The following is a 19,621-nucleotide window of genomic DNA, read 5'->3' as shown; positions in this document are numbered from 1 at the left end:
TCATTTTCCTAGCGTACATTTAAGTTGTTTTAAATTTGGTTGTTTGAAGATCTATAAACTCCAAAGCTCACTTTGTCTGGCATATTGCTCTAATAATAGCTGTTCAATAGCCTGTTGTGTTTCTCTGCTTTTATCTATACATGCGATTGCCTGCTCTTGCTCTTCTAAAGACGGCACTATAACAGGTATCTGCTTGAGCTCTTTTAATGAAATGTTGGGTATGGTAGCCCCTTTAATCAGGCGAGAAATTTGAGTTTGCCCGATATCTGATTTTAAATAAGCGTATAAGACCTTTGGGTTAACTTTGTCAGAAGTCGTCCTTATAACTATCGCTGATCTGTTTACCATCCAGCACTTATCACCTGTCGTTGGTATATCTTCAGGTACGATCCCAAGCTTACCGGCACTGCCTTTTAGTATAAAAATAATATCATTTGGCTGTAAAAAACCTGTTTGGTTCTTCACACGTTCTGACTCTGATATATTGGCTTCTTTGGTTGGTGTAGAGATATCACCAATGTCGTTTAGTTCACTAGCGCCTACTTCTAAGACAGTATAGTCACCTTCGTCTGGCCTAACAGACAAACCACGCTCAAAACGAACGATACTATCAAGAGTAACTGTCGTTGCCGCTTCAAGGATTTTATTGACCTTCTTTTCCTTTGGATCTAAAAGATAGCGTCCTACACTCAGGTCATAGTCATTTTTTTGGATGTCTAATGATGATACTGAGGCTGCGCAATCTAATTCTTTATCAGAGGCTAGATAGTTTAAAATAATATCGATATTGCTTAAGCTTAGTAATCGCCTGGTTGTCTTTTCAATAAACTCTTCACCAGTTACATCTATAAATCTTACCGCTTCATTATTGCCATTTGGCTCAATCAGTAATAACGATGTTTTTACAGCAGTTCCTGTCCAGATACCTGACGGTAAAGAGATAACTGCTTTGAGCATACCTTTATCAACCAAATGCCCTCTCAGATCTTTCTCCATAGTAGAGTATAAGAATCCTTCAGGAACAGATACAACAACGGTTCCACGACATTGTTTAATCAAATGCAAGATATTAGCTGATTCAACTTTCTTAGTCGGTATGATAAACCTATCGTAGGTATCGATATTATCAGAAATATGCTTTGGCACCATTACGCCCATCGGTGAAAAACTCACACCATGATCAAACGTCTTGAGTTCATTTTTTGATGTTATGTAGGCAGGCTTATCCAATGCATCAGAATATGATACCTCAAACCTATTTTTGCTCATCAACGATAAAGCGTCTGCTATCATTCCTGACTGATTTATTGTCTCATAGCAAACAGCTTTAGACTCCTCGCTAGCTATAATAGCTAAAGGAAGTGAAGCAGGTGACATTAGATAGGTCGTCTTACCACTTTTATCCCCTAATAATGCATTTGCTAGCAGGTATACGCTGAAGTCTGCAAAACCCTCACTAGTGGAGGAGGTAAAGTTTGAAATGATCGTTCTGATCGAATCAACTGCTGGGCTTTCTAGAGTGATATCCTGATACTTCAATAAAGTACTTATCGCGCTGTGAATAAATGGCAGTGGAAGATCCTCTAGAGCATTATCATATGAGAAAACCCGCTGTATCTGGCTATCCTCACTTGCTTTAAGAGCGTCCATAAGCGCTAACCATTCGCCTTTATATTCCGCTAAACTTTGACTTAGCTTTAAACCATTCGGAAGCTTGTCTTGTTTTGATAACACTAAAATAGTCATTAGCTTTAATGCGACTTCATTGTGCTTTCTAATACCATGTTGATGCATTAGGTCATATAAGCTCATGACCAGCTCTCTAGTTTTATATTTTTGCATAAGATGAAATTACCTTTATTATTTAGTATTGAAAGAAATGCTATTTAAAAGCAAGTCTTCGATCATAGCTGTCTAATTTGTAGGTAGTAATCAATGTATCATTTTCAGAAACAACGACTACTCCACCTTTTTTCAAAATATTCTTTAGCGTCTTAATAGCCTTTTGAATCTCTTTGACATTAAGATCTGCGCCAGAACTTATTTTCTCATAACAGCCTAATTCCATCTTACTCTCTCCTTTTACACGCTAGAATAAACTTAAGCTCTACGAGCAGTTCTTCTGCAAGTCGTTTGTTTATAATGATTTTATCGCCATCCATCTCTCCGAAAGCCATAACAATATCTAGTTCGGCTTTACCTATAGCACGTTGACTCATCCTTGATACTAAATGCGTTGAAGCTTTCATAAGAATTTCCTTGCAATCATTGTTTGATGCAAGTATTAAACCATAGAAACTCAGTGGTGTAAATAGTATTGATATAATATTTTTATAATTATATTGGTAATTTTAGGATATTAATGGTTTTATAAAATTATTAGCTGATTTATCATCAGTTATTAAGCATAGTAGGGTCTAAATTAATCAGCAGATGTCATGGATAAAAAATTCGATTATAGTAGACAGTGATATAAGCCAATTAAATAAGATAAGGGGTTAAGCCATGAAAACACTAGTATTGTGTATGTTAGCCGTACTTAGCTTAAGCGCTTGTACAACGGGTATGAATAACAGCGTAGTAATGAATACGCCTAATAAAGTCGTCACCCACTACCCCGTTGAGACTGCCATGCTCAACGTCTATACCCGAGCGTATAGTGATCAATTATATACGCTGATTGATGAAGAGCTGGTTGTGATAAATACCAAAGTAACGCCAAAAGGTGCAATGATCTTTAATAATAAGCAAGTACAAGGCGCTGAGATGGTTACTACTACGACAGTAAATGATCAAGTGGTAGATAAGTCAGTAGGCAGCAACTACTTTACTTTAGAGCCACTGGTGTTTCATGGCTTTACCAGCGACGTAGGTGAGTATTCAATTGCAACCCAAACCAAGACTATACCCAAAATAGCCAGCATAGATGATTCAAGTACCTATCTTACTGAGCAGGTTTATAGCGATAGCAGTAAACGTAAAAAGATAAAAACGTATACGCAAACATGGTCATTAAAACGTGAAAGTAATAACACCGCATGGCTGTGTATAGAAAGCTCAGAAAATCTACTGCTTAGCTACGACCCTGATGGGACATCGACGGAATGCTACAAGATAAATGCTCGAGGCGATATTTTAGATAGCAATGTGACTATGAATGGTGATGAGACGATTTTGTTTAACAGTATGTAGTTATTGCCTCTAGCTATAAAAATGAAGCAAAAAAACAGCACCTTAAATCGGTGCCATTTTTTAGGGTGTGATATAACTCCATACTAATTATCATATTTTATTCCCTTTCAAACACAGGTTTAAAATATGATAAAGTCACATTATATTTCTAAAGGTATCTATTAATTTCTAAATACCTTATTTGAAGTCACTTGATGCTTTTGTACACCATCATTGAATAGTCTTGCTACGACCTCACTCTGTTGCTGATTACAAAGCGTGTGCATTTGCAACCATACCGATATCTCACTAAAAGCCTGATCATGCCATCCATTCATCATTTTCGCTAAAAGAATATTATCTCCTTTTTCTCTTTCTCCTATGATAGATGTGATAAAAGATGCTTTTTCTACCAGTTTTTTATCTTGCATATAAGCATTAACATTATGCAAACGCATAGCAGTAACTGACTGCCATATAGCGACAGTTTCAAGAGCTGCTAAAAGGTAATATTGTGGTTTGCTATAGCCAAAGCTGTTACGATCAAGCTGCTGATTATTCAATATTATTACTGAGTCTGTCTGTATTTCCGCATTCAGCGTTTGGAACTCCCATTTATTGCCATCAAAACAGATGATGATGCCAATAGCAAAATCAATATCAGTATAATCGACTGGATCTTCTTTATCAGATGTATAGAAACTATCTATCGCTATACTGTCACACTCATGCGCCATAACCTTAGCAATAAAAAATTCCATATCTTGTTTATAGGGAGGCTTTCCATAAAGATCCATGCCTAAATCGGCTGCCATAATTTCAAGATCAGCGATAATGCGTACACGCATAGTAAATGCATCAATGTTGTAACCCAATTGTTGAAACTCTTCAATTACTAGCTTTAAATTCTCTTCAAGCTCTTCTTTATCATAATACCTATGTCGCTTTATACGATCTAGTATCATAATTTTAACTACATTAGACTTAAAAAGGATTCGCTCGTTATTATCAAATAAATTTTTATTCACACTCATTCCCTATGTAATGCTGTTTTAGATAAATTAAGGCTTAATATTAATTGGTATAGTAAAAATAACAGATTAGGTTAGATTTTAATAGCGGCTTCCACAGCATACACGACACCATATGACGCAATAATTCTTAATCTCATCGTCTCAGTGACTGCTCAGGTAAATATGCGCTAGCTACGCAAGCATCCATGATTTCTAAGTTAGCTACGATCGACGACTCTGATAAGTTGATAACAGAAAATTGTATATCGACAATATTGAAAGTAAAGAACTTAAACATGGTTATTAATAAGCGAAAGTAATAGAGCAGCATGGCTCTGTATAGAAAGCTCAGAAAACCTATTGCTCAGCTATGACCCTGAAGGCACATCGACAGAATGCTACAAGATAAATGCCAAAGGCGATGTCTTACATAGCAATGTGACGATCAATGGTGAAGAGACAATTTTGTTTAACAGTGCGTAGTTATTACCTCTAGTTATAAAAGCAAGAAACGGCACCTCAAATAGTTGTCATTTTCAAATGATCAAATATTTATGTCAAAAATCCTAGCCACGAATGTTATTGTCTTGTTATATACTTTTGTTTAATGCAGTATACGCAATACATTTCATCATCCTTTATCTTTGAGCTACCTATGAACATCAAACTATCAATTTCACTTTTACTATTTCTTGGCGTTTTATCAGGTTGTTCAAAGAATACCGATAGTGTTGATACTGCCAATACATCAATAGAAAATGTAGCAGAAGAGCAAATACCTATAGAGGACGAAGTAGAAACGGATCTAGAGGCAGTGGAGATAGATGATAGTGAAGTCAACCAAACACCAGAAGATGGTGGTGTAGTTGAGGGTATGGGACACGATTATAGCGACCCTTACTATACAAAGATAATTAACGATTCTGGTAATGAAGTCCAAGATGATTTAGCTTTTGAAGAAAGGGGCGATATCATTTCCGATGAGTTCGCCGCAGACCACGATGATGGCGTAGTTGAAGGTATGGGCCATGACTACAATGACCCTTACTATACAGATAGATAAAGTTATCTAAACCGAAGTAGGTAATGGCATAAGCATTTATAAGTTATACATGATTTGCATGTTAAATATTAAGTAGAATATTTTTTGTTCCAACTTGGAAAGATCTGCAACACGTTATAAGAGCATTTTTCAATAATAATATAGGTCTATAAACAGTTAGCTCTGCTCTTATCTTTTTAATTACTAATATTCACATTTTGTTACAATATATTTGATTTTTACAGCTTTCATCTACTATGCTTATCAAGCGTTGGTCTATTTGTTGGTCTAATAGCTATGCATTAAATTATAAAATTATATAAATCAATGCCTTGCGCCATAAGTTTGACTTCCTCCTTCACTGCCAATCTTAGTTATTCCCTGTTTTCCATATCTGCCTGAACATCCTCTATAAATACCCCTTAAAATTTTCTACATAAAGCTTACTGCTTATATTTGTCATGCCTCATATTCATAGATTGAGCAATCGCTCTTTATTTCAAACATATCTTCAAAAGATTTGAAAATTAATAACTTACCGTTCATCCTACTATAAAGGTCATTCATCTGTTCATGATAGGTTTAGTAATATCTCTGTGTAACAATGTGTCTATTAACAAACATAATTTCAATACTTAGAGGTATGACATGAAATTTCAAAAATCTTTATTGACCGCTACTTTACTTGCCGCTGCTAGTTTGACTGCTATTTCTGCAAATGCTGCTTCAACTGCTACCAATACTTTCCCAGTTAAATTAGTTGTTACTAGCGTATGTAACGTAAAAGCAAATACTACAGGTATTGACTTAGGTACTACACAAGCAGGTCTAGCAACTGCTACGACAAACAAAGGCGGTACAAACATCGTTTTGAACTGCTCTACGGGTGCGCTGCCTATTATTAGCTTAATTCCATCAAATGCCAGTACAGTTGGTCTGGGTGAAGTAAAACTTGATTCTGAAGTTGTCCCATATCAATTAACTTCAGACTCAGCTGGTAGTATTGTTTGGGGTAATGCTGTTGGTAACCGTGTTTCTCCTGCCGCAGCTGTTAAATATGCAACAGATATTACTGTTCCTGTATACGCTGCCGTTACTGGACCTGCTGACGTTAAACCTGGTACTTACTTAGATACTGTTACCGTTTCTGTAGCTTACTAATAGCTATGTTAAGTCTCTGTCTACGCCGTGTTGCGATACACGGCATTTTCTCTGGTTTGCTTTTATCTAGCAGTATGGCAATGGCGAGTGGCCTACAGGTCTCTCCCATTTCCCTTAGTTTGCAGGCCAAAGAAAATGCTAGTGGCCTTACGCTAAGTAATACCGGTGATGATGTAGTACATGCGCAAGTGCGTGTGTACCATTGGTCTCAGAACGACAAAGGCGATCAGCTCACCACATCTCGAGGATTATTGGCCAGTCCGCCAATGATTGAACTGCAGCCGGGTGAAAAGCAACTCATTCGGATTATTCGTGCATCTGCTCCTCCCAGTGGCGCAGGCGCTGTAGAAGACGCTTACCGACTATCAATTGATGAAATACCAGTGAAATCTGCTGAGCAAAAGACTGGCTTACAGTTTGCGCTAAGCTATTCACTACCTGTGTTTATACAGCCTGTAGGCATTAAAGAGACTTCACCAAAACTACAATGGAATTATACCGTGCAACCAGATGGTAATCAGGTTGCTATGCGTGTTAGCAATAGCGGTAATGGGCGCGCTCAATTAGCCAAACTCAGCATAGAAGATGCTACTGGCAAGAATATTGAAATAAATCCGGGCTTACTTGGCTATGTTTTACCGGGTGCCACTATGCAATGGACACTCAAAGTGCCACCAAACGTATTAAAAAATAGCGGTAAAATTAAGGTAATGATTAATGGAACTGACACGATTCAAGACGTCACGTTGGACAGTCCAGCTCGCTAAAGTACTCTTTCTGCAGAGTGTTGTCATTTCAGTTAGCCATGCCATAGAACCTAATGAAGTTGCATCTAAGGAAAATGTGTCCGTAGAATCTCTTTCTGCGAACACTCCCGATGTTCGGCTGACTCACCTCGGTCTGGACAGCTATAATACTGCTAATGCTGGTGGCCTCGATCTATATTTAGACGTCACTATTAATGGCGCTAGTGCAGGTTTAGCCCACTTCGACTTTCGTAAAGGTGAGCTTTGGGCAAGTACTGCTATCCTGCAACAGCTCGGCTTTATCTTGCCACCCGCCACAATCAACCCAGTACGTTTAAACAGCCTGCCTGGTATAAAGGTTGATTATGATGCCCGCCAGCAGACGGTCAATATTATTGCACCTTTAAGTATGCTCAGTCTAGCTACCACCGTCGTTAACACTCATAATAGTAAACGCACATCTCCTACTGCATCTCCCGGTATATTATTAAATTATAATCTCTATGGCACCCAGTCAGAGAACAACTCAACCAATCTAAGCGCCTTTACCGAAGTGCGCGCCTTTAATGCCAAAGGTGTCTTAAGCTCGACTGCATTGACCACAGGCCACCGCTTTTCTAATAACAGTGCTAATGACGGTAACAACAACCGAGACTGGGAAGGTAGAACTGTACGTCTAGATAGCAGTTGGAGCCAGTCATTTTCAGATAAGCTAATTACGGTTCGTGCTGGTGATATTCTCACGGGCGCATTATCTTGGACGCGCTCTACACGCTTAGGTGGTTTACAAATTGGTAGCAATTTTGATTTGCAACCTTATATGACGACTACCCCACTGCCAGCATTTTTCGGCTCTGCCACTTTACCCTCTGCGGTAGAGCTGTATGTCAATGGTCTCAAGCAATATAGTGGCGAAGTTCCTGCTGGTCCTTTTGAGCTAAACACAGCACCTATAATTAGTGGTGCAGGTAATGCTCAGCTCGTATTAACCGATGCGTTAGGACAAAGCTCTACGGTTAATTTTTCACTTTATGATACTCATCGACTGCTACAGCCTGGTCTGGCTGACTGGTCTATAGAGCTTGGTACCGTACGTGAAAACTATGGTATAAAATCCTTCGATTACGGCAGCGGTATGGCCGTCAGTGGTACTTTACGTTATGGGGTGAACAATCGCTTTACTGCAGAAACCCATGCCGAAGCGACCAAAAATCTCGCTAATGCAGGCATTGGTGGAACGTGGGTATTGGGTGGACCAGGCGGTGTCTTATTTGGCTCATTAGCAGGCAGTAATAGCCAGGGACAAAGCGGCACCCAATATAGTGGCAGTTATTCATGGAATAACAATCGCTTTAATATCGGTCTTAATACTCTAGGCACCACTGGCAATTACCGTGATGTGGCCACCCAATACGGATCAACCCCCATACGTCAAAGCAATCAATTTTCAACAGGTTATAGTACGCAGTCTCTAGGTAGTTTTGGATTAAGCTATAATCAGGTGGACTATGCGGAGGAAGACACTGCACAATTTGCTAGCGCCTATTGGAGTAGATCTTTTGGCCGACGCCTCAGTATAAATGCCAACTATAACCACGACCTGAATAACTCTGAAAACAATAGTGCTTCGATTGGCGCCTCTTTTTCACTGGATCGTAATATCTCGTTCAATAGCAGTGTCCAGCATACAGACGATCGCAATAATTTTGTGGCTGATGTGTCACAATCAGCTCCAAGTGCTGGTGGTTTAGGCTGGCGTGCACAAGCACGGCACAGCGCAGATAGAGATGGTGAAAATAACAACAGTGGCGGATTGGCAGAACTAAATTATCTCGGTCGCTATGGCCAAGTACAAGCAGGTGTTAGTAGTTATGATGGTAATTATTCTACCTTTGCCAGTGGTACAGGCTCACTAGTCATGATGGGTGGTGGATTATTTGCCGCACGCCAAATCAACGATGGCTTTGCCGTGGTCTCTACTGATGGTATCGCCGACGTGCCAGTGTTGCTACAAAATAATGTCATTGGTACCACTAATAGTCGTGGTCTATTGCTGATATCACCGCTCAATGCTTATCAAGATAATAAGATTGGTATCGATCCTATGGACTTACCTGCTGACTTGCGTATCGACCAGGTCAGTATTAGTTCTACACCGACTGACCGCGCTGGTACGTTGGTGGCATTTGGTATTACACAAGCGCGCTCTGCCTCTGTTATCCTTATAGATAGTGATAACAAACCCATAAAGATTGGTAGTCAAGTGCGGTTGATTACCAAGAAGGATACTGCGTCGGCTATCGTCGGGTTCGATGGCGAGGTATATTTAGACACGCTTGATGAGCATAATGCACTAGAAGTTACTACTCCATCTGGTGATATCTGCAAAGCCAGCTTTGATTATCAAAAGCAAGGTGATGGCATTCCGATACTAGGGCCATTCACATGCCAGAGGGTACAGTAATGAAAATAAATATACTTCAGTGGCGATATAGCCCATTTTTTATGTTGCTAGGATTTAGTTTATTAGGGATTAGTACCGCAAATGCAGCGATCAACTGCACGGCTACAATGTCGGATATGTCATTTGGTAACGTCTATCCTCAGTCGACCCAAACCGATAGTACGGCAACGCTCAGTTATAAATGCACAAACGGTGCGTCTGAGACTGTGTCAGCAAGGGTTTGTTTCAGCATCGGCTCACCTGGTGGTGCGAACCGCCGTCAAATGCAGAATGGTACGGCTAATAGGCTTAATTACGAGCTCTATCAAAACTTCCCCCCATCAACCATTTGGGGCAGCCAGTTTTTTGGCCCCAAAACACCGCTGGTAATAACGCCTATCACGATCCCAGCAAATGGGAGTTTCTCAGGCATCGCAACGATGTATGGGCGCGTACAAGGATCTCAAGTAGCTTTGATTCCTGGCACTTATACCAGTAACTATGGTAAGAGCGACACAGCTATTACTGTCAATGAGCGAAGTGGCAGCACTGCACCCAGTTCATGTGCTACTAATACCCAAGCAGACCAATTCGATTTTAGAGTTCAGGCTCGCGTGATTGACGAATGTAAAATTACTACTATAGGCGCCCTTGACTTTGGTAGTATTATAAGTGCTAGTACGCCAACTACAGTGCGCTCAAGTGCTAACCTAATTAACGTGACTTGTAGCAAGGGTATTCCTTATAACATTGGACTATCCCCTTCTAATGGCAACGTAGATGGTCTTGGGGTTATGAAGAACATCGCTAACACTGATACTGTACCCTACCAATTACAATCTGATGCTAGTGGGACAGTATGGGGTAATAGGGATGTTACTTCTACTAATGTAGGAAAAGGAGTAACACGCATTGGTACTGGCGTTGTACAAGGAGAGACTGTTTACGCTACCGTAGCTAATACAGACGTTAAGCCTGGTAGTTATTCAGATACCGTAACCGTTCATGTGAATTACTAAATTATTATTATAACTAAAGGATTATTACTGGGTTATTATGAATTAGAAAATATATCCTTAACAATTAATGCTATTAGTTTTAATGGTTAGCTACTATAACTGTCTCTCTAATAAAATCAGGAAAGGTTTTTCGTTGATATAAGTTAAGAAATAACACCAATATTACAATTTATATCTAAAATATCCTCTTAAACGCTAGGCAACAGAGGCAACCAAAACACCAATGCCAATAGCGTGGCTAATAATACGGGCGGCGTTATCAGCAGCCCGACCTTCATATACTGACCCCAGCTGATTTTATAGTTCTTTTCTGCTAATACGTGCAACCATAATAACGTCGCCAAACTACCGATAGGTGTGAATTTTGGTCCCAAGTCATTACCAATGACATTGGCATAAATCATCAACTCTCTAGTAGTAGTAGTAGGAACTTGGGCACTATCAATCGCCAGTGCTCCTATGAGCGTCGATGGCATATTGTTCATCACAGACGCCATAATAGCGGATAAAAATCCTGTACCGACCGTCGCAACGACTGTCCCTTGTTGACCTAACCAGTTGAGTATTTGCACGCCATAAGCGGTTAATCCCGCATTACCCAAGCCATAAACCACCAAATACATACCAATTGAAAATAATACGATTTGCCATGGCGCTTTCTTAAGAATATTTGTCATAGAAAACTTGGAATCACGACCACCTTGCCACCAGCGTCCAGCAATCGCCATTAGTATAAGTGCTGCAGCACCTGTTACTACGGAAATAACCAGTCCGAGCGATTCAGTCGCGAAATAGGCGATTAACAATAATGCTAATAGTGGAAAAGCTGCTCGACATACCAGCGGGTCTTTGATAGCTGATTGTGGTGAGCTAAGATTTGCCGTTGAGTAGTGTTTAGGAATATGACGCGCATAAGCAATCCACAATACCAGTATCGTCGCTAGGACAGAGACGATATTTACCGGTACCATCACTGCCGCGTAGCGACCAAAACCAATATCAAAATAATTGGCGCTGACGATATTAACGAGATTAGAAGTGACCAACGGCAGACTTGCGGTATCAGCAATAAAACCGGTGGCAATAATAAAGGCTAAGGCGGATTTGGGGGCAAAATCAAGACGCAGTAGAATAGCAATTACAATCGGTGTCAGCAGTAAGGCCGCCCCATCATTGGCAAAGAAGGTAGAGATAAATGCCCCCAATAGCACAATCATCGGAAACAACAAACGCCCTCGCCCATTACCAAGCCTAGCAACGTGTAATGCTGCCCAGCCAAAAAAGCCTGCTTCATCTAAAATAAGAGAGATGATAATTAGTGCCACAAAAGTAAAGGTGGCATCCCAAACGATGTCCCAGACAATACCAACGTCAGACCATTGCACCACACCAAATAATAATGCGATCAAAGCGCCGCCCATCGCACTCCAACCAATGCCAAGCCCTTTAGGCTGCCAGATGACTAAGACCAAAGTCACGATAAAAATAGCGAATGCGAGCATGGAGTAACCTGAATGGAGCAATTGCAGCAATGATGAAGGCAAGAATGAAACAATGACGTTAGAGCGATTTTTGATTGGCGCGTTGTGATACTTCCGCAGCACTCTCGACCCGTTCTGAATAGCGATCGGTCAGATATGCCGAGCGTCCACGGGTAAGCCACGTAAATTTGACCAACTCTTCACAGACATCGACGACGCGCAAATATAATGGTGACATTTTCATGCGATCATTTTCATCGAACTCCAAGAACGCTTTGGGAATAGAGGATTGATTGGGTATGGTAATCATACGCATCCAGCGCCCAAGAATACGCAATTGATTGACGGTATTAAAGCTTTGGCTGCCGCCACTGACTTGCATAATAGCCAGAGTTTTACCTTGGGTCGGACGCACGCCACCCAACGCCAACGGAATCCAATCAATTTGCGCCTTCATAATACTGGTGATGCTGCCATGGCGTTCTGGACTGACCCACAGCATACCTTCTGCCCACTGTGCCAGCTCACGTAACTCTTGTACCTTTGGGTGATTGCTATCTGCGTCATCTGGCAATGGCAGACCTGATGGATTAAAAACCTTCACCTCGCAGCCATACCAACGCAATAGACGGCTTGCTTCCTCAGCCGCCAATCTAGAAAATGAGCGCGCGCGTAAAGAGCCATATAACACCAATATTCTCGGTGCATGGCGTGGGTCGTTTACCCCTATCAAAGACTCAATATCAATGGCTTGTATTTGACTAAAATTAATATTGGGCAAATCAGTATTAAGTAAATCAGTAGAGCCAATATTGCTATCACACTCACTAATAAGCTTATCTTCTACGGCTAGAGTTGCTGTATCTTTAACATTTGACATGTTTGACGATTTCCCCATCTTCTTTGGTAAAACTACTGACTGGATTTTCCAGTAATTCGAATACTCGCTCCGCCGGTCGGCACAGCGCCGCGCCTTTATTGGTAACAACAATAGGACGATTGATTAAAATAGGGTGCGTTATCATGGCATCAATCAGTTGCGCATCGGTCAATGTTGGATTGTCTAAGCCAATCTCGCTATAGATATTCTCTTTACTGCGCAGGAGCTCGCGTGGGGTGATATTCATCAATGCCAACAGCTCAACTAAGTAATCATGAGACGGCGGTGTTTTTAGGTATTCCACCACTTTTGGTGTCTCACTTGAGGCTTGCATAATGGCAAGTGTATTGCGAGACGTGCCGCATTTGGGATTATGAAAAATCATTGACGTCATAAGGTTTTCCTCTTTTTGACTTAAGGTGATTGGATTTATTACATGTGGATATGAATAAACATCAATGTAATTGAATGAACATCCGATTAAAGAAACAGTAAACTAAAAAACAGCGTCTTTAAATAATAAAAGCAAAATTATGGAAAAAAAATTACTCATTATAGCGCGAGTCGTATTAGTGGTTCTCGGTGTTATTATCATGGTTGATTGTGCCGTGTTAATGGCGGTCGGCAAAATTAACTTTGGCACTGTGGTGCCCTTTTTATTGGGCAGCGTATTTGTCGCTCATGGGATATTTTGGCCTGCCATCCGCAAGTTCGCTAGCCAAAATCGGCGCTTCGCTAGGCTTTGGTATGCGCTATGGCTGCTGTTTTTTATCTGGCTTATAAGCTTTGGGCTATTTGTTCTCTCATTGGAGCAGCAAATTAAGCAGAGCGTGCAGCCTGTGCCTGCCGTGGCTGCCATTATCGTATTAGGGTCAGGTACGGTCGCAGGCAAGCCAACATCGACACTTGCTAAACGTTTAGATACTGCCGCACCGCTGATTAAAGCCCAACCAGAGGCGCTGGCGCTGACCAGTGGTGGTGTCGGTATGGGACAGGCGCGCAGTGAAGCCAGTATTATGGCTACCTATTTACAGCAAACGCATGGCATTGCCTTTGAGCGCATTTTACAAGAAGGCAAAAGCACCAGCACTGCCGAAAACTTAATCAATAGCCAAGTAGTTTTGGAGGCACAAGGTGTCTCTATCGCAGCTCCTATCGCCGTTGTGACCAGTGACTTTCATACCATACGCGCAGCAGCCATTGCGAAGCATCAAGGTTACCAGCAGCCTATTCTACTCGCCAGCCCGACACCGCTATCCATTCGCTATAATGCATGGTTTCGAGAGTACTTTGCCTTTGTCAGTGGTTGGCTACTTGGCGAATATTAATAGCCGTTAATAAAAGCCATTTATAAAATAGCTTGAGAAATAAAACAGATTTTCAATACATATAATAACGACAATAAATAATAACGGAAGGCAGCGCTATGCTCATCGACATCTTATTAACCATTCACTTTATACTGCTGGTACTGATATCCTTGCGCGTGCTGTCGCGCCATGATTTAACGGCACCGGCACGTTTGGCTTGGATTGTCATATTGTTTGTCCTGCCTTATTTTGGTGTATTGATTTATTGGATGTTCGGTGAGGTACATTTAGGGCGTAACTTTACGCGCGAACGTGCGGAAATCATTGAGAGATTACATCAGCATCATCCCGAAGTGCTCGGTAGCGAGATGGCTTTAATGCAGGCCATCAAGCCTGAGTATCAAGCAGCTTTTGCTTATTCGGCAAAAGCCACTGGTTTTCATACTACCGTAGGCAATCGTGCCGAGCTGATGGCCGATGCGTCTGAGACCCGTAGACGTATGATGGCCGATTTTGATGCGGCAACCGACCATATCCATGTGCTGTATTACATTTGGCTGACTGATGGGATGGGAGTCGATACCGCGCAAGCGCTCATTCGCGCAGCAAAACGCGGCGTCACTTGTCGAGCAATGGTTGACAGTATGGGCTCGCGTAAGATGGTCGGCTCAAAGATATGGCAAGAAATGAAGGACGCGGGTGTACAGCTTAGTGTTGCTCTGCCTTTAAAAAATATATTCAAAGTGCTGCTGTTCAGCCGTATTGACTTGCGTAATCACCGCAAAATTACCGTGATTGATGGCAAGATTGGCTATTCTGGTAGCCGTAACTGTGCCGACCCAGAGTTTCTGGTGAAACCAAAATATGCCCCTTGGGTTGATATTATGCTACGTATCGAGGGGCCCATCGTTGCGCAAAATCAGATGCTATTTGCCAGCGATTGGCTGTCTGAAAACCCCAATACCTCGCTTGATACTTTTTATTACGACAGCACGCCAAAGCCTGAAGGCTTCCCCGCCCAAGTATTTTCGGACGGTCCAACCCAGCGCCACGGTACCACGCCACAGTTTTTGGGTGCCTTGATTAGCCAAGCCCAGCAGACGCTCATCATTTCTACGCCTTATTTTGTGCCTGATTATTCACTGGTGAGCATCCTATGTGCGACGGCCTATCGCGGGGTTGAAGTGACGATGATTTTCCCTAAGAAAAACGATTCATTTATCGTTGCCGCGACCAGTCATAGTTACTACTGGCAATTGCTTGAGGCAGGCGTGAAAATCTACGAGTATAAGCCTGGGCTGCTACATGCCAAAACCCTGACTGTCGATGGTGAAATCAGCTTGATTGGCTCAACCAATTTAGACTTACGCAGCTTTGATTTGAATTATGAAAACAACGTTGTCTTTAGTAATAAAGCGCTCACCGCTGATATTATCGAGCGCCAATATCAATATATCACTGACTCCGATGAAGTGACGCGTGAAGAAGTCAAAAACTGGCCGCTGTCCTATCGTATTTGGAATAACATCATTGCCACCATGGGCCCGGTTTTATAGAATAACCCTTCTTAAAAAACTCAGTCAGGATAAAAAATTTTCATTAAATAGCATGCAGCAATCCTATTGAGCGGCCGTTTTTTGTAGAATATAGATAACAAAATTGGCTTCAGTCTCAAATGGTTTTATTGCAACCTCTGCTAGCAGCGCCTGTCTTTTATCGCTACGTGCACGGTATGCATAAGGGGTCATGGTCATTAAATCTGCCAACTCCTCTGCTGATAAACTTAGATGGGTACTAACGTAATGTGTCTCTAAAAGCTGAAAATAAGGAGCCAATTCGTCTAAAAACTTATCAGAGTCGTGCTCACGGACACTATCAAATAACGCCTCGCGCATCGTCGCTAAATGCCTCCTATCGGGCTTGGCAATGAGTAAATACCCCTCATCCCCTAATACTGCATTAAACGCTTCTGGCAAGATTGGGCTAAAAATACTGCTGATACCCGTCATACTATGCGCACGTAATGGCAGATTTGCAGCGCTGGTGACCAGCGGATAGATGGTGGTCGCCTTAGTAGCACTGTCTTTATATTGCTGATACCAAAGACGACCTAAAGCCTTACTGCTTTTCGCAAGCTCGACGACGGCAGGTTTACTGATATCCGCCGCAATAAGTGTATCCATGCCCGTCTGAGCCATTGCTTGGGTGTAATAGCCTTCGCCACAACCGATATCTAGCCAATTGATGGACTGGTCTTTCTGATTAAGTTTGGCTTTTTTTGCCGTCAGTAACATCGTCATCTTTTGGCAAATCAAGTCATTTAACGGCTGATAATGTCCCGCCTGCAAAAACCGCTTGCGCGCCTCAATAGATTGCTGACTGTCACCTGGTGCTTTGGACTTTTTTTGTTGAACGGGTAGTAAATTGACGTAACCCTGACGTGCCACATCAAAAGGATGAGCAGTTTGTTTTGGGTGCAAGCTGCCATCGCAGCGCCATGTATCTGCAGCGGGCTGTAAGGGTGACTGGCAAAGGGGACAAATAAATAAGCTCACAAGTATCTCAAAGTCATCGCAATATGGCTGCCATTTTAACAAAATTCAGGCTTACTGCGTGATAAAAAGGGGCGATAAAAAGCGCAGTAAATAAATGGTCAACAACCAACAAGAAAGCCACCTCATTTAGGATGAGATGGCTTTTAATACAGGATACTTATATTAACTTTCGAACGAGATGACTGTCTTAACGAAGTTTTAAGGTCATCAGCCCGAGAATCACAAGGATAATGGCAATAATCCAAAACCTTGCCACCACTTGCGTTTCTTTCCAACCAATCTCTTCGAAGTGATGGTGTAGTGGTGCCATCCGGAAGACACGTTTTTTACGCAGCTTATACGAGCCAACCTGTAACATGACCGACAATGCTTCAGCGACAAATAAACCACCCATAATAGCAAAGGCAATCTCTTGACGGGTCATCACCGCAATCGTACCGAGCATTGCCCCGAGGGCAAGCGCTCCAACATCGCCCATAAATACTTGAGCTGGATGGGCGTTAAACCATAAGAAGCCTAGCCCTGCCCCAATCATCGCGCCGCAAACAATAATTACTTCCGAGTTATAGGCAATATAAGGCACATGCAGGTAATCAGCAAAGCGCACGTCACCGGACACATAAGCCATCGCACCTAAACCTGCCGCGACCAAGACCACCGGCAAAATGGCTAAACCGTCCAAGCCATCGGTTAAGTTGACGGCGTTAGAGGCGCCGTTAATCACAAAGTAGGTAAAGATGATAAAACCAATACCAAATGGCACTGCTGAGAAGGGAATCATCCAATCTTTAAAAATTGGTAACAACAAATCCTGCATTTCACGCGTGGTGTTAATATCAGGCTGTAAAGTGGCGATGTAATATAAAGAAATCCCGACAAATAACGCGCCCATGGAAAGCCAAAAATATTTCTTACGGGCGATTAAGCCTTTGGGATCTTTATACTTAATCTTAAGCCAATCATCTGCCCAACCAACCGCGCCAAAGATAATCATGACGATAAGCAAAATCCACACATAAGGATTGTTCAATCTTGCCCACAGTAAGGTAGACACGCCTATCGCGCTCAGAATCAGCACCCCACCCATGGTCGGGGTACCAGTTTTGACTAAATGCGACTGCGGACCGTCATTACGAATCGCCTGACCGTACTTCAGCGCACGCAAACGTCGAATAACGCGCCCACCAAAAACCATGCTAAAGGCAAGGGCGGTAATGACCGCCAGTAACGCGCGCAGCGTCAACGAAGAAACCGCGTAAAACGGCGTATAGTACTGACCGAGCCAACTAAATAACCAAACTAACACCGCCTACTCCTCGACTAGCGCATTAATAAGTGTTTCCATTTCCATGGAACGCGAGCCTTTAAAGAGCACCGTACAAGGCTGCGCTTGCTGTGCTTGTAAATAAGGCTGTAAATACGCCAATAAGCTGTCTTTATCAGCAAAAGCATGGGCACTGATTTCCGCAATTTCTTGCGCGCCTGCCACCGTATAAGGCGCGTATTCACCGACACAAAGCAGAACATCGATACCTGCAGTCGCAATGGTACGTCCTAAGCTTTGATGCTCGCTAACCGCCGCCTCTCCTAGCTCCGCAATATCACCCAATACCATCACTTGCGTACCCGTTTGCGCCGCCAATACCTTAGCTGCTGCCCGCACCGAATGCGGATTGGCGTTATAAGTATCATCGATTAAACGATGCATACCCAGTAGCTGGCTATTTAAGCGCCCTTTAGCAGGACGGGCGTTTTCAAGTCCGACGACGATATCACTAATATCGATATTTAGCGCATGGGCACAAGCAGCAGCGGCCAAAGCATTATTGACATTATGCTCGCCCGCTAGTGGCAGATTGATATCATGGACTTGGTTGCCAATATGCAACTTAAACTCACTGCGCTCAGGCTCAACATCTAAATGGCTGGCACTGACATCGGTATTACCAAAGCCAATCACGTGTGATGTATGCTGCTCTGCGATACGGCGCAGCTTATTGGTAAAGTCGTCTTTGTCAGGAACAATGGCAAATTGATCATCGGTCAAGGTGCTATAAATCTCTGCTTTGGTTTGGCAAATGCCATCACGGCTACCAAACTCACCCAAATGCGCAGTACCAATATTGAGAATACAAGCCACATCCGGCTTTACAATCTCAGTAGTATAAGCAATCTCACCAATGTGGTTTGCGCCAAGCTCTAGGATGGCATAACGATGATGATCGGATAATTCGAGCAACATCATCGGCACACCCAAGTCATTATTTAGGTTGCCACGGGTAATCAGCGTCGGCGCTAGGCGTCCAAAGATACTACCGAGCATCTCTTTGCAAGTGGTCTTGCCGCTAGAGCCAGTAATAGCAATGACGGTTAAGTTTTTATGCTGCTGGCGACGATACGCAGCCAATTGTCCTAGCGCTAAACGCGTGTCATTAACGACTAATTGCGGAATATCAGCAGAAATGCGATGTGAAACGATGGCCGCGACCGCACCTTGTTCTATAGCAGTAGCGATGTAATCGTGACCATCAAAACTCTCACCGGTTAAGGCTAAAAAGATATCACCGGTTTTTATGGTGCGGGTATCGGTAGCGATACGAGTGCTGGTAATTGATTTGCTTGTATCCGTATCGTCATTGCTTGATGTCGCTTGACCTTCAAATTGCCAGTGTCCATCGAGTGTTGCGGTCGCCGCGAGCAGATTGTCTACTTGCCAAACATACAGCCCTTGCGACTGCATACTGTTATCGTTGTCGGCTGTCATAATGAGTACCTTATTATATGATGACTACTTATCTTT

At 42.4% G+C, this 19,621-nt stretch carries 18 protein-coding genes; 8 read left to right on the top strand and 10 right to left on the bottom strand.

Annotation, left to right across the window (positions count from 1 at the left end; translation table 11 throughout):
- Positions 1-51 precede the first annotated feature (51 nt).
- The 3 genes from FQ084_RS11475 to FQ084_RS11465 are packed head-to-tail and all read right to left on the bottom strand — an operon-like array spanning position 52 to position 2,249.
- Entirely contained in the window at positions 52-1,842 is a 1,791-nt protein-coding gene (locus FQ084_RS11475) for an N-6 DNA methylase (RefSeq protein WP_149490777.1), read from the bottom strand.
- 40 nt (positions 1,843-1,882) lie between these two features.
- A complete protein-coding gene (locus FQ084_RS11470) occupies positions 1,883-2,068 on the bottom strand; it encodes a 6-phosphofructokinase (protein ID WP_149490776.1) in 186 nt (61 codons plus the stop codon).
- A gap of 1 nt (position 2,069) precedes the next feature.
- On the bottom strand, positions 2,070-2,249 hold the full coding sequence (locus FQ084_RS11465; RefSeq protein WP_149490775.1) for a hypothetical protein: 180 nt from the start codon (positions 2,247-2,249) through the stop codon (positions 2,070-2,072).
- A 256-nt stretch (positions 2,250-2,505) separates the two neighbouring features.
- Here FQ084_RS11465 and FQ084_RS11460 point away from each other — a divergent pair, with 256 nt between their 5' ends.
- Positions 2,506-3,192, top strand: coding sequence for a hypothetical protein (locus tag FQ084_RS11460; RefSeq protein ID WP_149490774.1), 687 nt, complete (start codon positions 2,506-2,508; stop codon positions 3,190-3,192).
- A 161-nt stretch (positions 3,193-3,353) separates the two neighbouring features.
- Here the strand turns inward: FQ084_RS11460 and FQ084_RS11455 are convergent, their stop codons facing one another.
- Positions 3,354-4,199, bottom strand: a complete 846-nt coding sequence (locus FQ084_RS11455; protein ID WP_149490773.1) for a hypothetical protein — start codon at positions 4,197-4,199, stop codon at positions 3,354-3,356.
- A gap of 640 nt (positions 4,200-4,839) precedes the next feature.
- Between FQ084_RS11455 and FQ084_RS11450 the strand changes: the two genes are divergently transcribed.
- The 5 genes from FQ084_RS11450 to FQ084_RS11430 all read left to right on the top strand — a co-directional run bounded on the left by FQ084_RS11450 (position 4,840) and on the right by FQ084_RS11430 (position 10,595).
- Positions 4,840-5,247, top strand: coding sequence for a hypothetical protein (locus FQ084_RS11450; RefSeq protein ID WP_149490772.1), 408 nt, complete (start codon positions 4,840-4,842; stop codon positions 5,245-5,247).
- Positions 5,248-5,874: 627 nt separating this feature from the next.
- Positions 5,875-6,387 (top strand): spore coat protein U domain-containing protein, encoded by a 513-nt coding sequence (locus tag FQ084_RS11445; RefSeq protein WP_149490771.1) that lies wholly within the window; start codon positions 5,875-5,877, stop codon positions 6,385-6,387.
- Positions 6,388-6,392: 5 nt separating this feature from the next.
- Entirely contained in the window at positions 6,393-7,154 is a 762-nt protein-coding gene (locus tag FQ084_RS11440) for a molecular chaperone (protein WP_149490770.1), read from the top strand.
- Between the two features lie 76 nt (positions 7,155-7,230).
- Positions 7,231-9,597, top strand: a complete 2,367-nt coding sequence (locus FQ084_RS11435) for a fimbria/pilus outer membrane usher protein (protein WP_262880759.1) — start codon at positions 7,231-7,233, stop codon at positions 9,595-9,597.
- Complete coding sequence (locus FQ084_RS11430; RefSeq protein WP_149490768.1) at positions 9,579-10,595, top strand: spore coat protein U domain-containing protein; 1,017 nt, start codon at positions 9,579-9,581, stop codon at positions 10,593-10,595. The genes FQ084_RS11435 and FQ084_RS11430 overlap by 19 nt, the downstream gene beginning before the upstream one ends.
- A gap of 188 nt (positions 10,596-10,783) precedes the next feature.
- Here the strand turns inward: FQ084_RS11430 and FQ084_RS11425 are convergent, their stop codons facing one another.
- Genes FQ084_RS11425 through arsC form a run of 3 tightly spaced genes read right to left on the bottom strand, consistent with a single transcriptional unit; the run spans position 10,784 to position 13,350 of the window.
- Positions 10,784-12,097: an arsenic transporter gene (locus FQ084_RS11425; RefSeq protein WP_149490767.1), complete on the bottom strand. Its 1,314-nt coding sequence runs from the start codon at positions 12,095-12,097 to the stop codon at positions 10,784-10,786.
- Positions 12,098-12,155: 58 nt separating this feature from the next.
- Positions 12,156-12,956 carry an arsenical resistance protein ArsH gene (gene arsH / locus FQ084_RS11420; RefSeq protein WP_149490766.1) on the bottom strand — a complete coding sequence of 267 codons (801 nt, stop codon included), beginning with the start codon at positions 12,954-12,956 and terminating at the stop codon, positions 12,156-12,158.
- Positions 12,943-13,350 (bottom strand): arsenate reductase (glutaredoxin), encoded by a 408-nt coding sequence (gene arsC, locus FQ084_RS11415; protein WP_149490765.1) that lies wholly within the window; start codon positions 13,348-13,350, stop codon positions 12,943-12,945. Before arsC ends, arsH begins: the two co-directional genes overlap by 14 nt.
- 139 nt (positions 13,351-13,489) lie before the next feature.
- Here arsC and FQ084_RS11410 point away from each other — a divergent pair, with 139 nt between their 5' ends.
- Both FQ084_RS11410 and cls read left to right on the top strand, forming a co-directional pair.
- Positions 13,490-14,284, top strand: coding sequence for a YdcF family protein (locus FQ084_RS11410; protein ID WP_149490764.1), 795 nt, complete (start codon positions 13,490-13,492; stop codon positions 14,282-14,284).
- A gap of 98 nt (positions 14,285-14,382) precedes the next feature.
- Positions 14,383-15,822, top strand: coding sequence for a cardiolipin synthase (gene cls, locus FQ084_RS11405; protein ID WP_149490763.1), 1,440 nt, complete (start codon positions 14,383-14,385; stop codon positions 15,820-15,822).
- 63 nt (positions 15,823-15,885) lie between these two features.
- On the opposite strand, the gene FQ084_RS11400 is transcribed toward cls, so the two are convergent.
- From FQ084_RS11400 to FQ084_RS11390, 3 genes are all read right to left on the bottom strand, one after another.
- Positions 15,886-16,821 carry a putative RNA methyltransferase gene (locus FQ084_RS11400; RefSeq protein ID WP_316620761.1) on the bottom strand — a complete coding sequence of 312 codons (936 nt, stop codon included), beginning with the start codon at positions 16,819-16,821 and terminating at the stop codon, positions 15,886-15,888.
- A gap of 187 nt (positions 16,822-17,008) precedes the next feature.
- Positions 17,009-18,127 (bottom strand): phospho-N-acetylmuramoyl-pentapeptide-transferase, encoded by a 1,119-nt coding sequence (mraY, locus tag FQ084_RS11395; RefSeq protein WP_149490762.1) that lies wholly within the window; start codon positions 18,125-18,127, stop codon positions 17,009-17,011.
- Between the two features lie 3 nt (positions 18,128-18,130).
- Positions 18,131-19,585: a UDP-N-acetylmuramoyl-tripeptide--D-alanyl-D-alanine ligase gene (locus tag FQ084_RS11390; RefSeq protein WP_149490761.1), complete on the bottom strand. Its 1,455-nt coding sequence runs from the start codon at positions 19,583-19,585 to the stop codon at positions 18,131-18,133.
- Between the last annotated feature and the right edge of the window lie 36 nt (positions 19,586-19,621).

The organism is Psychrobacter sp. ANT_WB68, assembly GCF_008369115.1.
Taxonomy (GTDB): Bacteria; Pseudomonadota; Gammaproteobacteria; order Pseudomonadales; family Moraxellaceae; genus Psychrobacter.
The sequence above is the reverse complement of the archived record's forward strand: the minus strand, read 5'-3'. Positions and strand labels throughout refer to the sequence as shown.

Bases quoted from the DNA above. Each gene is read 5' to 3' on its own strand.
- cls (WP_149490763.1), top strand. From the start codon at position 14,383: ATGCTCATCGACATCTTATTAACCATTCACTTTATACTGCTGGTACTG.
- FQ084_RS11390 (WP_149490761.1), bottom strand. From the start codon at position 19,585: ATGACAGCCGACAACGATAACAGTATGCAGTCGCAAGGGCTGTATGTT.
- FQ084_RS11460 (WP_149490774.1), top strand. From the start codon at position 2,506: ATGAAAACACTAGTATTGTGTATGTTAGCCGTACTTAGCTTAAGCGCT.
- arsC (WP_149490765.1), bottom strand. From the start codon at position 13,350: ATGACGTCAATGATTTTTCATAATCCCAAATGCGGCACGTCTCGCAAT.
- FQ084_RS11425 (WP_149490767.1), bottom strand. From the start codon at position 12,097: ATGCTCGCATTCGCTATTTTTATCGTGACTTTGGTCTTAGTCATCTGG.
- FQ084_RS11445 (WP_149490771.1), top strand. From the start codon at position 5,875: ATGAAATTTCAAAAATCTTTATTGACCGCTACTTTACTTGCCGCTGCT.
- FQ084_RS11450 (WP_149490772.1), top strand. From the start codon at position 4,840: ATGAACATCAAACTATCAATTTCACTTTTACTATTTCTTGGCGTTTTA.
- FQ084_RS11440 (WP_149490770.1), top strand. From the start codon at position 6,393: ATGTTAAGTCTCTGTCTACGCCGTGTTGCGATACACGGCATTTTCTCT.
- FQ084_RS11470 (WP_149490776.1), bottom strand. From the start codon at position 2,068: ATGGAATTAGGCTGTTATGAGAAAATAAGTTCTGGCGCAGATCTTAAT.
- FQ084_RS11410 (WP_149490764.1), top strand. From the start codon at position 13,490: ATGGAAAAAAAATTACTCATTATAGCGCGAGTCGTATTAGTGGTTCTC.
- FQ084_RS11475 (WP_149490777.1), bottom strand. From the start codon at position 1,842: ATGCAAAAATATAAAACTAGAGAGCTGGTCATGAGCTTATATGACCTA.
- FQ084_RS11430 (WP_149490768.1), top strand. From the start codon at position 9,579: ATGCCAGAGGGTACAGTAATGAAAATAAATATACTTCAGTGGCGATAT.
- FQ084_RS11465 (WP_149490775.1), bottom strand. From the start codon at position 2,249: ATGAAAGCTTCAACGCATTTAGTATCAAGGATGAGTCAACGTGCTATA.
- arsH (WP_149490766.1), bottom strand. From the start codon at position 12,956: ATGTCAAATGTTAAAGATACAGCAACTCTAGCCGTAGAAGATAAGCTT.